Raw genomic sequence first — 13759 nt, forward strand, 5'->3', positions numbered from 1 at the left:
TGTATTACAGGAATAAAGGAGAAGCAGATGAAGATATCAGAATTACTAAAAGAAAAGGCTACCATTTCATTTGAAGTATTCCCGCCCAAGAGCAAAGAAGGGGATATTTCTTCCATCTATTATACCATTGAGGAACTGGCAAAACTTGACCCGGATTTTATCAGTGTTACATACGGAGCCGGTGGGTCTTCCAAGGGAAAGACCGTGGAGATCGCATCGGTCATTAAAAATAAGTATCAGATCGAGTCCGTAGCCCACCTAAGCTGCATCACATCCACAAAAGAAGATATTCTCACGGAATGCAGGGCATTAAAGGAGCACAATGTCGATAATATCCTGTCACTGAGGGGAGACTATCCTGTGGGAGAAGAAGAAAAATACCGGGGAATGGATCTGGAGTTTCACTATGCCAGCGAACTGAACGGATTTATTAGGGAGAATTTCGGGGAATCTTTCTGCCTTTCCGGGGCATGTTATCCGGAGGTCCATCAGGAAGCGGACTGTTTCCGGGATGATCTGGAGGCACTGAAAAAAAAGGTGGATGCAGGAGCAGAATACCTGATTACCCAGATTTTCTTTGACAACAGCTATTATTACCGGCTGGTGAAAGAAGCGAGAAAAATAGGAATCACTGTTCCGATCCTTGCAGGGATCATGCCGGTGACGAATGCAAAATCTCTTTTGCGCACGGCCAAACTGTGCGGCTGCTCCATTCCGTTCCAGCTTTCCACAATGATTGAGACTTATTACAATTATCCTGAAGCGATGAAGGAGATCGGGATCAACTATGCAGCCCACCAGATCATCGATCTGATCACGAACGGGGTGGACGGGATTCACATTTACACGATGAATAAGCCCGAAATCGCGCAGAGGATCTTCGGAAATATTCCGACGGTGTTAAAAGAGCTGAATCATGATTAAAGAAAATGCACTGAAATACTTAGGGCATACGGGGCAGCAGATCACGGATGAGATGGAAAGCCTGCTGGATGAATGTATCCGGGAGGTGAAACAGGTTTCCCAGCCCAAGGCTGTTTCCCGCAGGTTTGAACTGTTCGGAGCTCTGCCGCAGATAAAAGAATTGGGACTGTCTCTTCCCGGGGATCAGATCCGGGAGGCTTTTTTGCAGTGCAGCCACTGCCTTTTTATCGGAGCAACTCTTGGAGTCACCCTGGAGCGGAAGGTAAAATACTACGAAAAGAGCAACATGACAAAAGCGGCTGTTATGGATGCGGTGGGAAGCGCTTATCTGGAAGCTTACTGCGACGAGTATGAAGAAGGGCTGGGGTATCCAAACAGATCATACCGCCTCTGTCCGGGCTATGGTGATATTCCGCTGTCCCTCAACCGGGAGATCGCAAGAGTGCTCGATGTCGGGAAAACTCTTGGGGTCACGCTTACGCCCGATCATCTGATGATTCCCCAGAAATCCATGCTGGGTCTCATGGGTATCGGCACGCCTGAGAGGAAGAAACAGTGCGGACAGTGTGTGATGAGAGAAGACTGTGTATTTAGAAAGAGAGGCCAGAGATGTTACTAGACAGAATCGGAAAAGACTTACTCATATTTGACGGAGCCATGGGGACCCAGCTTCAGGAGGCAGGGCTCCGTGCCGGAGATATCCCAGAAGAATTAAATATTGACAGGCCGGAGCTGATCATTTCCATCCATGAAAAATATCTTGAGGCCGGAGCGGACTTTATCACGACCAATACGTTCGGATGCAATGAACTGAAAATGCAGGAGTCAAAGTACGGATACCGGGATATGCTGCGTGCCGCGGTTTCCAATGCAAATGAGGCAAGAAAAAATGCAGGACGTGAGCATGATGCCTATATCGTACTCGACATCGGTCCCATCGGACAGCTTCTGGAACCCATGGGTACCCTTACGTTTGATGAGGCCTATGACATTGTTCTTTCGCAGGTGGAAACGGTGAAGGACGATGTGGATGCAGTCCTTTTTGAGACGATGAGCGATCTGTATGAGGTGAAGGCAGGTATTCTGGCGGTGAAAGAGCATACGTCCCTGCCGGTCTTTGTGACTATGACCTTTGAGCAGAACAGGCGGACGCTGTCCGGAAATGATCCGGTCACCTTTGTAAATACGGTGCAGGGGCTGGGAGCGGATATGCTGGGTGTCAACTGTTCTTTAGGACCGGCAGAACTCGGGCCGATCATTGAAGAAATTTTAAGTGTATCTTCTGTGCCTGTGATGATCCAGCCCAACGCAGGTCTTCCGTGTCTGGAACATGGAGAGACTCATTATCATGTGACCGGCGATGAATATGCCCGGCTGATGCAGGGATATTTACAGGACGGAATTTCCGCTGCGGGAGGATGCTGTGGGACGACTCCCGAATTTATCAGGAAGTTAAAAGCCGCAGCTCCGAAAAAAGCGGCTCCGAGAAAGATTGAAAAGAAGACAAGAGTATCCAGTCAGACAAAAACCGTCACATTCGGAGACCGGGTCATTGTCTGCGGGGAACGGCTGAATCCGACGGGAAAGAAAAAATTGAAGCTGGCCCTGAAAGAAGAACGGTATGATGAACTCGTATCGGAGGCGATCAAACAGGATGAGGCGGGAGCCGATGTGCTGGATGTAAATGTGGGCCTGCCGGGCATCGACGAACCGGAGACGATGAAACATGTGGTAAAACTTCTCCAGGAAGTGATCACCCTTCCGCTTCAGATCGACAGTTCCAATGCCCGGGCCATTGAGCTGGCATGCCGGTATTACAACGGGAAACCGCTGATCAATTCTGTCAACGGAAAAGATGAAGTCATGGAAGCTGTTTTTCCTATTGTGAAAAAGTACGGGGGCGTTGTAATCGGTCTGACTTTAGATGAGGGGATTCCTCTGAAAGCAGAAGAGCGGTTTGAGATAGCACAAAAAATCATTGCGAAGGCGGCTGAATACGGCATCGGGAAAGAAGAGATCATCATCGACTGCCTGACCCTGACGGCTTCTGCACAGCAAAAGGAAGTAAAGGAAACGTTAAAAGCCATCGAGATGGTAAAGAAGCTGGGAGTCCATACTGTTTTGGGCGTCTCCAACGTCTCCTTCGGCCTTCCGAACCGTCCGCTCTTAAACCGGACATTTCTCGCACTTGCCATGCAGGCCGGACTGGATCTGCCGATCATCAATCCGCTGGACAGGGAGCTGATGGGCACCATTGATGCGTTCCATGTATTGTTTTATAAAGATATCGACAGTGAAAGCTACATCAGGAATCAGTCAAATACGGCAGAGACGAAGACAGCGGTTCAGACGGAATTCCCGCTCCATGACATTATCATCCACGGACTGAAGGAGGAAGTGGAGGCAAAGACGAGAAAAGAACTGGAAAAGAAAGAACCGCTGGAACTGATCAATGAAGTGATCATTCCTGCACTGAATGTAGTTGGAAAGGATTATGAGACCGGAAAGATCTTTCTTCCTCAGCTGATCCAGTCGGCAGAGACGACAAAGAAAGCCTTTGAGGTTGTAAAGAAGTGCTTCAGCGCCGGCGCAAACGAAGAAAAAGGACCGGTCCTTATGGCTACCGTAGAAGGAGATATCCACGATATCGGGAAAAACATTGTCAAAGTCGTTCTGGAAAGCTACGGATACCGTGTTATCGATCTGGGCAAAGATGTGAAGATTGAAAAAGTGGCGGAGGCATGGAACAAGTATCAGCCGAAAGCCATCGGTCTGAGCGCACTGATGACAACCACGGTCGTATCTATGGAAAAAACCATTCAAAGACTCAGGGAGGAAGACTGTACCTGTCCGATCTGGGTGGGAGGAGCAGTGCTCACGGAAGATATTGCAAAAAATATCGGAGCCGACTACTATGCGGAGGATGCCATGGCATCTGTGGCCCTCCTGGAAAGGATTATTTAATGCCTGGAGGGGTAGCAACAGTGAAAAACACGAAAGAATATTTCAGATATGCAGTCAAAAAATCCATACCGGTATTCTTCGGATATATATTTTTGGGCATTGCTTTCGGCATCCTCATGGCAAAGACAGGATACGGGCCGTTCTGGACACTGGCTGCAAGCCTGTTTATTTATGCCGGATCTATGCAGTTTGTATTAGTGTCTTTTCTTGCAGCCGGAGCGCCCCTGGGCCTTGTGGCGCTGACAACACTGTTTATCAATGGCAGACATATGTTTTATGGTCTCTCATTCGTGGAACGTTTCCGGAAAATGGGCAGATATTATCCTTATATGGTATTCTCTCTGACAGATGAGACGTATTCGGTCCTCTGCTCCATTCCGGACGAAAAAGCAGAGGCGGAACCCAGGATCATGTTCTGGATCTCAGCGCTGGATCAGACTTATTGGGCAGCTGGTTCCCTGATTGGGGTGCTGGCCGGAGGGCTGCTTCCGTTTGATTTTAAGGGCATCGAATTCTCTATGACAGCACTGTTTTTGGTGATTTTTCTGGACCAGTGGAAAAATTCCAAAAAGCACGGGGCAGCGGCAGCAGGGCTGGCCGTTTCAGTATTCTTTTTGATTCTGCTGGGACCGGACCGGTTTTTACTGCCATCGCTGCTTGTTCTTGCGACAGTCATGTGCCTTGGTTTTATAAGAGAGGAGCAAAAGGGGGAATTGAAGGAATGATGAAGACGATTTCTATTATGGCAATAGTAGCATTTGTGACACTTTTTACGAGAGTACTTCCGTTTGTATTATTTGGAGGAAAGAAGGGTATGCCTAAAATGATCGGATATCTGGGAAAGGTACTGCCTGCGGCCATCATTGGGGCTCTTGTGGTATATTGTTTCAAGGAACTGACGATCCAGCCTGCCCTTCAAAAGCTGTGGAGTCTGTCGGCAGGAGCGGCAGTCATTCTCCTGCATCTTTGGAAAAGGAACACCCTGGTCAGCATTGCCGGGGGAACAGTGCTGTATATGCTGCTCATACGGATATAAGAGATGGAACAGCTGGAACAAATGCAGTACGTTTTGCCTGTAAGCCCCGGCTTTTTTGGGGACCCTGTGACTTGCGCAACTTGGTCAAATAGGATATAATAAGTTTGATGTGAAAAAAATAACAATTCATTAAAGAATTATGGAGGATTTATCATGTTAGTATCAGCAAAAGAGATGTTAAATAAGGCAAAAGCCGGACACTACGCTGTAGGACAGTTTAACATCAACAATCTGGAGTGGACAAAGGCAATCTTATTGGCAGCAGAAGAGACAAGATCTCCGGTGATCTTAGGTGTTTCTGAAGGTGCAGGAAAATATATGACAGGATATAAGACAGTGGTTGGAATGGTAAATGGAATGTTGGAAGAATTAAATATTTCCGTTCCGGTTGCCCTTCACTTAGACCATGGTTCTTATGAAGGATGTAATGCTTGTATCGAAGCAGGATTTTCTTCTGTTATGTTCGACGGATCACACTACCCGATCGAAGAGAATATTGAAAAAACCAAGGAATTGGTTCAGGTAACAAGAGGAAAGGGGATGTCTATCGAAGCTGAAGTAGGCTCTATCGGCGGAGAAGAAGACGGAGTTATCGGAAAAGGTGAATGTGCTGATCCTGAAGAGTGCAAGGCGGTCGCTGACTTAGGTGTTACGATGCTAGCAGCGGGAATCGGAAACATCCACGGAAAATACCCTGAAAACTGGGAAGGCTTAAGCTTCGAGACATTGGATGCGATCCAGAAGCTGACAGGAGACATGCCTTTAGTACTGCACGGTGGTACAGGAATCCCTGATGACATGATCAAAAAAGCAATTACTCTCGGAGTTGCAAAGATCAACGTAAACACGGAGTGCCAGATTGCATTTGCCGAAGCTACACGCGGATACATTGAAGCAGGCAAGGACAGAGAAGGAAAAGGATTTGACCCACGTAAATTACTCGCTCCTGGTACAGAGGCGATCAAAGACATGGTGATCACAAAGATCAAGTTATTCGGATCTGAAGGAAAAGCAGACGAATAAAAATAATATATTAGGAAAGCGCGTCTCTAAATGAGATGCGCTTTTTGTGTATGAAAAATTCCAAATTAAAGTTACTGGCAGTATTTTCTTTGTCTCATGGATCAGGAAAAAACCGGTAAGAGCATTGGAGTTCATGGAAGACGGAACAAAGAATATTTTCCTGATCTTCAGTCTCAGCTGGTTTTTTACCATGGTATTGTTTAATGTACAATTTACTTATCCCCAAAACCGGATTCTGAAGGTCCTGTGTCTGCTTGTGCTGGCGCTGAATGTCATCTTGAATTTTATTATAATTTACTATTTGGTAGTAAATTATAAAAATATAAATGATTTATATTAAATTTTATAAGAGTTTTGGAATTATCCGCATAAACACTATATCTATAAGCAATTTCAAAACTAAAAACATTCATTTTACCACGAAATTACCACGATTGAATGAGCCTTGATATGGCAATAAAACCGATAAGGGAGATAGCACATGAAAGCTGTGTATCTCCCTTTGTTCTTGCTAAATGATTACTTCACTCTGATTTCAAACTTTAAAATAGCTTTCATCATTTACGCATGAATTTCTCCCTTTAGTTCTTCATCAACTTGTATATGTACAGTACCATTTGCGTAATAACATGGTCGCAAGCATATTTTAGAGATATAAGCATTATAAAAGTCTAATATTTCTCTGACCGCTTTTTCATCTCCGCTAGTCACTCTGCAAATAAGGTCGTAAGAGGGATAGTCATAATCTTTTTTCATTTTTCCTATTTCCTTTCGTTTAATAACTTCTGTAATTTCTTTAGTCCTCTATCTCGTCTGCTATTGATAGCAGAATGTGATACATGATACAGTTCTGAAATTTCTCTGTCGTTCATGTCTTGAAAGAAATGCAACAAGATAGCATTACGCTGTTTCTCTGTTAATTCTTTCAATGCTGCACTTAATTCTTCATCAGATATATGAATTACAAAATTCATCACTTGAAATGATACAAATTCATGCGAATAGTTATCATTCACACTATGTTCAATCTGTTTCATTTCAAGCAATTAACAAAATAATACTTCATACTTAGAACGCCTAGCAATCTGCCTTCTATGCCTTGATAATGTGCCTTTAATAACAATCATCATGAAAGCATTAAACTGTAATCTGACGATATGCTCGAAAGAAGATGTCCTCATAATTTCACCCCTTACTGCCAAAGCAAAACTATATAAACGAAATATTTCATAGTGAAATACTGTTTATAACTTTTGAAAAGTACAGAAAAAAAAAGGTGTATAAAAAGCCCGTACAAAACATATAGTCTGTACGAGCTTTTAAAGCTGTGAGATATTCAGTTGTTGAAAAAATGCCGTTAGGTAGTGTATGACTGTATAAAATTATGCCTTAAAACTTTCCATAGTACAAGCCCCCTTACAGCACTTGTTTTGTATTATGCTTTTGTCTTTTTGGTAATTGTATAAATATATTCTTCTGGGGTAGGGCGTTTGTTTCCAAAATACTTTTTGAAATTTGCCTGCACCTCTGGGTCGGTGCTGTTCATAGCTTCATCAATCGTTGCTTCAATGTTTGCCCGAACATCAGCCAATGACACACCGCCAGCTTCTGCACCAGCTTTCAATGCCTTTTTATATCTCGTTTTTTAAGTCCTATCATAGATTTCACTCTAACAATTTATTTTTTTCAGCAATATTAAACACCCCAAAGGTAAATACATAAACAGTAATGATAACCGTTGCCATAAGCCTTCAAATGCTAAAAATGTATTTTTAGCATTAGGCTTATCTCCCATAACAAAACATGAAAAACACAATATTGCCAATATGAAGCACCCTATGCTGAAATAAAAGAATTTAATGTTGTTTATTTTGTATGAATAAATTCCTACGAAAAGTGGTGCAAATGTTAAGCACATAAAACCAATAACAGAGCCATAACCATGTATTTTTTCTGAAAGAGTAGCAAGACTTTTTACTTCCCCAACAGAGAATATCCCAGAAAGAATACACCCCCCCCGATTGCATAAATCAGTAATATGGTAAAAAGGATTATTGCAATCAGACTTGAACACTCCGAAACAATCGTATATACTTTGAAATTGATTACTATTAAGATAATTCCAAAGACTATCAGCCACGCATTATATACATTATGTAACGGTGCTTTACTATTTCCAAGAACGCTCATAACTTGTGTTAAATGATTATATCCCTTATATGTAGGTGCTAAGATAAAAGGAATAAGTAAATCGAAAATGAAAACTATCGGTAATATAATCATAATATTATTTTTCATCTTCTATACCACTACTTAATTTGCCAAGCCCTTTCAATATTTTCACAGCTAATTCTTTCAGAACGTCTGCTTTCACAATCGCTATCCCTTGTTCTTCATCGCCCAAAACTAATAAGGTATCTCCTGCTTTAATATTAAAAATCTGTCTTGCTTCTTTGGGAATAACAATCTGTCCTTTTTCGCCCACCTTAACTGTTCCAAATATATGTTGTCCCTTTTTCATTGACATATCCACATCTCCAATCTTATTTTTGGTTTAGTTATACTTTTCATACTCACAAGAAAAGTATAATATAAAAATGAGGTTTGTCAAATTCAAGAAAACGTGTACCCCAGTAAAGAGATACACGCCTTATTGACTATCCTACAATCTTCCAGTTACTATCCTTATGTAGCACAAGCTCAAACTGCGATACCTGCATTGCCTTCGTATAACGAGATATGGAGGGTTATGCGATCTGATTTACCATAAATCAGATTTTATCCCTTTCTTCCTCTTGATTACCCAACACAGAAAAAAAAAGCTCTGTCAAGAGCTTGCCACCATTGGTGCTTTTTGCACTCTTGATCGGGCTTTTGTTTTCTGTATCTTCTCGCAAGAGGAAAAAATTACTCGTCCTCATCACCAAAATCAAATTTGCCTGTTATCCACGGTAACTGCGATAACAGTTCCATATCTTCTTTTAAATTTGGATTTATCCTTTTTTACAGCATAGTAAGGTGTTTGATGTGGTATAAAAAAAGTTGACACCCCATTCTCAAGGATTTGATATATAATCAAGAGAATAAGGAGTGAACAAAAATGGAAGAAAACAGGCAATATGATCATGAATATAAAGTTCAGGCAGTGAAACTTGCAAAGGAAATCGGACAAGCTAAGGCTGCCAAAGAGTTGGGGGTTCCCAAGAATACCATGTATGGCTGGGTAAGAGCCAGTCGGCTTGGCAATCTTGATCTGGGAGCAGGTTCACAGAGCCCACAAAGCGCCATGACACTTAATGAAGAACTTATCCGACTTCGCCAGCAGGTGAAAGAACTGGAGAAAGAGAACCGTCGTTTAAAGAAGGAAAATGATTTTCTGGAGGAAGCCAGTGCTTTTTTCGCTGCGAGCCGTCTGAAGTCAGCAAAACGAAAGAATGAAGTTTATTGCCTTAAAACGAAAGACGGCGAATTGAAGGGGATATCTCCTTTTGCTGCAGGGTTCTGCATGTCAGCAGACAGGGATTTTATCAATATCTTGCGAACAAAGACTGTCCCTGGAAGTATCAGCCGCTGGCAGATGCTATGATGGAAATCTAGAAGGAAGACGAATGTAATGACACCTATGGGCGAATCCGGATGTACCAGGCATTGATCCTGAAACAGCCTGAAAATGTTGATATTCAAGTGAACGCACTGTTTATCGTGTCATGGAAGAGATTGGTCTGAACCATCATCCCAGACGGAAACCAAACGGAATTACGAAAGAAGACCGTGAAGCCAGGAAGCCAGTATACCAGCCGGATTTACCGGGAAGCGATCTGTAAATATGGCATTCGGCAAAGCATGAACAGTGCAGGTGGAAGATGCCATGACAATGCCCGCTGCGAAAGCATGTGGGCCAGAATGAAATCGAACTGTTATATGACCGTTATGATACGGAGAAGATGACTACAGATGAACTGAAAACACTTATCTGGAGATATTTCATCAGCTACTGGAATAATCGTAGGATCTGTTCAGCTAATGGAGGTCTTCCTCCAATGGTAAAACGACAGCAATACTATAATTTCCTGAAAGAAGCTGCATAGGATTCAAAATCCTTGAGGAAAATGTGTCAACTAATATTGACAATATCATAATCATTTAGCAAGAACAAAGGGAGATACACAGCTTTCATGTGCTATCTCCCTATCGGTTTTATTGCCATATCAAGGCTCATTCAATCGTGGTAATTTCGTGGTAAAATGAATGTTTTTAGTTTTGAAATTGCTTATAGATATAGTGTTTATGCGGATAATTCCAAAACTCTTATAAAATTTAATATAATTTATTGACAAAAAAATGTCGCCGTATTATAGTATTCCTATAAAGGAACACGAACGGAGGCGCAGAATGGAAAATGTTGAATGTCTGATGAATTTCGGACTGACCAGGCAGGAAGCGAACCTCTATGTTCTTCTGGTTTTGGAGGGAGAACTGAATGGATACGAGGCCGCGAAAAAAAGCGGCATCTCCAGGTCCAACACCTACAACGCGCTGGCAGGGCTTGTGGAAAAAGGGGCCGCATATATGTCCGAGGAAGACACCGTCAAATATCAGGCAGTGCCCGTGGACGAGTTCTGTGACAATAAGATCCGGGATTTGAGAAGGAGCAAAAAAGAACTGGCTGTAAAACTTCCGAAACAGAGGATCAATAAAGGGGCATATCTGACCATCAAAGGGGAAAGACAGATCCTTGACAAGTTTACGAATATGCTGAGGGAGACAAAAGAAAGGGTCTATGTGTCTGCCTCCAACGAAAAGCTGAACATGTTCCGGGATTGTCTGACGGACTTAGTAAACCGCGGCATCAAGGTAGTGATCATTACCAATGAGCCTTTTGAGCTTAAAGGAGCCATCATCTATCTGACGGAGCATAAGAAAGAACAGATCCGCCTGATCACAGACTCTACCTATGTGCTCACGGGAGACCTTGTGGACCGGTATAATGCAGCCTGTCTGTTTTCCAGCAATCATAATCTGGCAGAGGTGTTCAAAGACGCTCTGGCCAACGAGATAAAACTATTAGAAATCAAGAAAGGGAATCAATAAAATGGCAAAAAGACCGTTTGTAGCAAAAGAACAATTAGATCAAATCGTAAAAAAGTATCCGACTCCGTTTCATTTATATGATGAAAAAGGAATCCGGGAAACTGCACGGAATTTAAATAAGGCATTTTCCTGGAACAAAGGATTTAAAGAATATTTTGCCGTGAAAGCGACACCTAACCCTACGATCTTAAAGATTTTAAAGGAAGAGGGCTGCGGAACCGACTGTTCTTCACTGACAGAACTTATGATGTCCGACCGCTGCGGTTTCGGCGGAAGTGAGATCATGTTTTCTTCCAACGACACACCGGCTGAAGAATTTGTGCTTGCGAAAAAATTGGGAGCTACCATCAATCTGGATGACATTACACATATCGACTTTCTGAAAGAAGCAGCGGGAATCCCGGAAGTCATTTCCTGCCGGTACAATCCGGGCGGTGTGTTCTCTCTGGGGACAGATATCATGGATAACCCTGGAGATGCCAAGTACGGCATGACCAGAGCTCAGATGACAGAGGCGTTTTTGAAACTCAAAGAACTGGGCGTCAAAGAATTCGGAATTCATTCTTTCCTGGCCAGCAACACGGTAACAAATGAATATTATCCGACGCTCGCAAAACAGCTGTTTGAATTGGCAGTAGAACTTCAGAAAGAGACCGATGTGCACATCGGATTTATCAATCTCTCAGGCGGTGTTGGAGTCCCTTACCTTCCGGACCAGGAGGGCAATGACATCGCAGTGATCGGTGAAGGAGTACACAAGGCTTTTGATGAAGTGCTTGTCCCTGCGGGCATGGGAGATGTGAAGATCTTTACGGAACTGGGCCGCTATATGCTGGCGCCGAACGGCCATCTGGTGACAAAGGCGATCCATGAAAAGCACACCCACAAAGAATATATCGGCGTGGATGCCTGTGCAGTCAACCTGATGCGCCCGGCGATGTACGGAGCTTACCACCATATCACTGTGATGGGAAAAGAGAACGAGCCGTGTGACCACATGTATGACATCACCGGATCTCTCTGTGAAAATAACGACAAATTCGCTATCGACAGGAAGCTTCCCGAGATTGAGAACGGAGACTTGCTGGTGATCCATGATACCGGTGCTCATGGGTTTGCCATGGGATATAACTACAATGGAAAATTAAAATCAGCAGAGATTTTATTGAAAGAAGACGGAAGCACGGAGATGATCAGGAGGGCTGAGACGCCGGAAGATTATTTTGCTACGATTGAAGGGTTTAACTTCTAAAGAATACTATGATGAAAGAAGGCAGGTTCTGTATGCAGACAGGATCTGTCTTTTTATGTGGGATAATTTTTGGAAAAAGCTTGTAGTACAATAGTCTTATGATATAATGATTGCAACGGTTCCGTACACTTCCCAATATCCGCTTTCTGTATATGATTGCAGGACAAAGAATATAAGACAGCTGACTGATTGGTGTGATGTCCTGAATTATATATTTGTCAAAGAGGATAAGTTGTATTTGGCAGCAATGGATACGAAAAAAACAATCATTACTTCATGTGCGACAGAGAAACAGGAAAACCAACAGATTTAACGTGGGGTCACGATCTCTTTGTGGATTACGTGACATATAATCCTTTGACAAAGGGTTTGTACTGTAATCTTTCTTCTGACAGAAAATTATATAAAAGGCTCAATGCAATAAACCGGAAACCGCAGCAGCGAATCTGCATAACCTTTCTCTTGCAGTTGCACATTTGAATCAGAAGTCGGCAGCTTAACTGAATTCTATTGAATTGATAAAAGATATTGCAGTCAATCTTGCTTTTTTGTAAAGATTGAGGTCATCATGGGTCATATCCCTGTTTACGGAAGTGAACATACTTTTCGGATGACTTCCGTATTATAATAAATATTCTCATGGACACACCTAAGATTCAGAAGACGGCCTTTTATGCCAAGTGCTGTCTGTGCAGAGTGTTTAAGTCTGTCATGTCCGTGACTCCAACCGAGTATATCAACAGTAAGCGGCTGGACTATTCGGTTTATCTTCTTACGCAGACATCGAAAGAGATCATAGAGATCAGCTGTAAAAAATGTTCTCTCGTGCGGATGCAGCCGCTTCCCTTGATCTTACACTTTTCACCTGCTTCATCCATCATATGCTGTACGACATCCGGTGCTGCTCCCCGAGGTTCATATCCGGTGAGACCGTATTTGTGTGCAGCATCGGCACAGGCCGTCAGGTCCGCAGTGACCTTTTCATATTCCACTGACCGTATCAGCCCGAAGTTTGCGACCACATTGATCTCTGTTACGGTATCGTATCCGGCCGCGATCTCAATCTGTGTGGTCTTGGATTCGGTGGAAATGGTTACCGGACAAAGCCCCGTGTCAGTGCCCTCCACATATGGTGTACAACGTTCAATATAACCCGGATTGATGTAGATCGTGGCGCATCCTAATGTTACCCCGTCTTTTGTCAGTTCTATGATATCTTTTTCATAGTATATCTCCTGTATTTTCATTGTTTATCACTGTAATTGCAATATATCATCATTTCAGGTGCATTTCTTGTCTTATAAAATCATTATATTGTAATATATTGATATGATGAGGCGGATTTCCTGTTTCTGGAACAACTTAAGAACTTCTTCATATGTGGAAAGCTTTTGGCATAGCTTTCAGGCTTGCGGATGTGCTACAATTTTAATAAGCTTCAGTAGAAGGAGAGAGGACATTGTTGACAG

The 13759-nt window shown here is 42.9% G+C and carries 14 protein-coding genes and 3 pseudogenes; 11 read left to right on the forward strand and 6 right to left on the reverse strand.

Annotated features, from left to right (window positions below; translation table 11 throughout):
* The first annotated feature begins 27 nt into the window (after positions 1-27).
* The 7 genes from metF (at position 28) to P8F77_RS03045 (ending at position 6287) form a co-directional block, all read left to right on the forward strand.
* Positions 28-924 carry a methylenetetrahydrofolate reductase [NAD(P)H] gene (gene metF, locus P8F77_RS03015; RefSeq protein WP_024728604.1) on the forward strand — a complete coding sequence of 299 codons (897 nt, stop codon included), beginning with the start codon at positions 28-30 and terminating at the stop codon, positions 922-924.
* Positions 917-1543 carry a Vitamin B12 dependent methionine synthase, activation domain protein gene (locus P8F77_RS03020; protein WP_347256331.1) on the forward strand — a complete coding sequence of 209 codons (627 nt, stop codon included), beginning with the start codon at positions 917-919 and terminating at the stop codon, positions 1541-1543. The genes metF and P8F77_RS03020 overlap by 8 nt, the downstream gene beginning before the upstream one ends.
* The gene (locus P8F77_RS03025; RefSeq protein ID WP_024728602.1) at positions 1534-3888 is read left to right on the forward strand and encodes a homocysteine S-methyltransferase family protein; all 2355 of its coding nucleotides are present in this window, start codon (positions 1534-1536) and stop codon (positions 3886-3888) included. Before P8F77_RS03020 ends, P8F77_RS03025 begins: the two co-directional genes overlap by 10 nt.
* Positions 3889-3908: 20 nt before the next feature.
* Positions 3909-4613, forward strand: coding sequence for an AzlC family ABC transporter permease (locus P8F77_RS03030; RefSeq protein WP_235824666.1), 705 nt, complete (start codon positions 3909-3911; stop codon positions 4611-4613).
* On the forward strand, positions 4610-4924 hold the full coding sequence (locus P8F77_RS03035; protein WP_347256332.1) for an AzlD domain-containing protein: 315 nt from the start codon (positions 4610-4612) through the stop codon (positions 4922-4924). Before P8F77_RS03030 ends, P8F77_RS03035 begins: the two co-directional genes overlap by 4 nt.
* 153 nt (positions 4925-5077) lie before the next feature.
* Entirely contained in the window at positions 5078-5947 is an 870-nt protein-coding gene (gene fba / locus P8F77_RS03040) for a class II fructose-1,6-bisphosphate aldolase (RefSeq protein ID WP_024728599.1), read from the forward strand.
* A gap of 46 nt (positions 5948-5993) precedes the next feature.
* Positions 5994-6287, forward strand: coding sequence for a hypothetical protein (locus P8F77_RS03045; RefSeq protein ID WP_287519914.1), 294 nt, complete (start codon positions 5994-5996; stop codon positions 6285-6287).
* Between the two features lie 221 nt (positions 6288-6508).
* Here the strand turns inward: P8F77_RS03045 and P8F77_RS03050 are convergent, their stop codons facing one another.
* The 5 genes and pseudogenes from P8F77_RS03050 to P8F77_RS03070 all read right to left on the reverse strand — a co-directional run bounded on the left by P8F77_RS03050 (position 6509) and on the right by P8F77_RS03070 (position 8474).
* Positions 6509-6703: a helix-turn-helix domain-containing protein gene (locus P8F77_RS03050; protein ID WP_051405248.1), complete on the reverse strand. Its 195-nt coding sequence runs from the start codon at positions 6701-6703 to the stop codon at positions 6509-6511.
* Between the two features lie 5 nt (positions 6704-6708).
* Positions 6709-6963 (reverse strand): sigma-70 family RNA polymerase sigma factor, encoded by a 255-nt coding sequence (locus P8F77_RS03055; RefSeq protein WP_347256333.1) that lies wholly within the window; start codon positions 6961-6963, stop codon positions 6709-6711.
* Between the two features lie 419 nt (positions 6964-7382).
* Positions 7383-7606: pseudogene (locus P8F77_RS03060) on the reverse strand (hypothetical protein).
* A 10-nt stretch (positions 7607-7616) separates the two neighbouring features.
* Positions 7617-8087 carry a DUF998 domain-containing protein gene (locus tag P8F77_RS03065; RefSeq protein WP_347256334.1) on the reverse strand — a complete coding sequence of 157 codons (471 nt, stop codon included), beginning with the start codon at positions 8085-8087 and terminating at the stop codon, positions 7617-7619.
* 147 nt (positions 8088-8234) lie between these two features.
* On the reverse strand, positions 8235-8474 hold the full coding sequence (locus P8F77_RS03070) for an AbrB/MazE/SpoVT family DNA-binding domain-containing protein (protein WP_024728596.1): 240 nt from the start codon (positions 8472-8474) through the stop codon (positions 8235-8237).
* A 573-nt stretch (positions 8475-9047) separates the two neighbouring features.
* Here P8F77_RS03070 and P8F77_RS03075 point away from each other — a divergent pair.
* The 4 genes and pseudogenes from P8F77_RS03075 to P8F77_RS03090 all read left to right on the forward strand — a co-directional run.
* Positions 9048-9257: pseudogene (locus P8F77_RS03075) on the forward strand (transposase); the annotation flags it as partial.
* 124 nt (positions 9258-9381) lie between these two features.
* Positions 9382-10035, forward strand: a pseudogene (locus P8F77_RS03080) (integrase core domain-containing protein).
* A 304-nt stretch (positions 10036-10339) separates the two neighbouring features.
* Positions 10340-11038, forward strand: coding sequence for a helix-turn-helix domain-containing protein (locus P8F77_RS03085; protein WP_024728593.1), 699 nt, complete (start codon positions 10340-10342; stop codon positions 11036-11038).
* Between the two features lies 1 nt (position 11039).
* Positions 11040-12290: a diaminopimelate decarboxylase gene (locus tag P8F77_RS03090; RefSeq protein ID WP_287520128.1), complete on the forward strand. Its 1251-nt coding sequence runs from the start codon at positions 11040-11042 to the stop codon at positions 12288-12290.
* A 764-nt stretch (positions 12291-13054) separates the two neighbouring features.
* Here the strand turns inward: P8F77_RS03090 and P8F77_RS03095 are convergent.
* Positions 13055-13537: a hypothetical protein gene (locus P8F77_RS03095; RefSeq protein WP_287520126.1), complete on the reverse strand. Its 483-nt coding sequence runs from the start codon at positions 13535-13537 to the stop codon at positions 13055-13057.
* Between the last annotated feature and the right edge of the window lie 222 nt (positions 13538-13759).

Source organism: Anaerostipes sp. PC18, from assembly GCF_039789045.1.
In the GTDB taxonomy this organism is placed as follows: Bacteria; Bacillota; Clostridia; order Lachnospirales; family Lachnospiraceae; genus Anaerostipes; species Anaerostipes hominis.

Excerpts from the sequence above, each read along its gene's own strand:
- fba (WP_024728599.1), top strand. The coding sequence starts at position 5,078 with ATGTTAGTATCAGCAAAAGAGATGTTAAATAAGGCAAAAGCCGGACAC.
- P8F77_RS03085 (WP_024728593.1), top strand. The coding sequence starts at position 10,340 with ATGGAAAATGTTGAATGTCTGATGAATTTCGGACTGACCAGGCAGGAA.
- P8F77_RS03050 (WP_051405248.1), bottom strand. The coding sequence starts at position 6,703 with ATGAAAAAAGATTATGACTATCCCTCTTACGACCTTATTTGCAGAGTG.
- P8F77_RS03095 (WP_287520126.1), bottom strand. The coding sequence starts at position 13,537 with ATGAAAATACAGGAGATATACTATGAAAAAGATATCATAGAACTGACA.
- P8F77_RS03025 (WP_024728602.1), top strand. The coding sequence starts at position 1,534 with ATGTTACTAGACAGAATCGGAAAAGACTTACTCATATTTGACGGAGCC.
- P8F77_RS03035 (WP_347256332.1), top strand. The coding sequence starts at position 4,610 with ATGATGAAGACGATTTCTATTATGGCAATAGTAGCATTTGTGACACTT.
- metF (WP_024728604.1), top strand. The coding sequence starts at position 28 with ATGAAGATATCAGAATTACTAAAAGAAAAGGCTACCATTTCATTTGAA.
- P8F77_RS03020 (WP_347256331.1), top strand. The coding sequence starts at position 917 with ATGATTAAAGAAAATGCACTGAAATACTTAGGGCATACGGGGCAGCAG.
- P8F77_RS03090 (WP_287520128.1), top strand. The coding sequence starts at position 11,040 with ATGGCAAAAAGACCGTTTGTAGCAAAAGAACAATTAGATCAAATCGTA.
- P8F77_RS03070 (WP_024728596.1), bottom strand. The coding sequence starts at position 8,474 with ATGTCAATGAAAAAGGGACAACATATATTTGGAACAGTTAAGGTGGGC.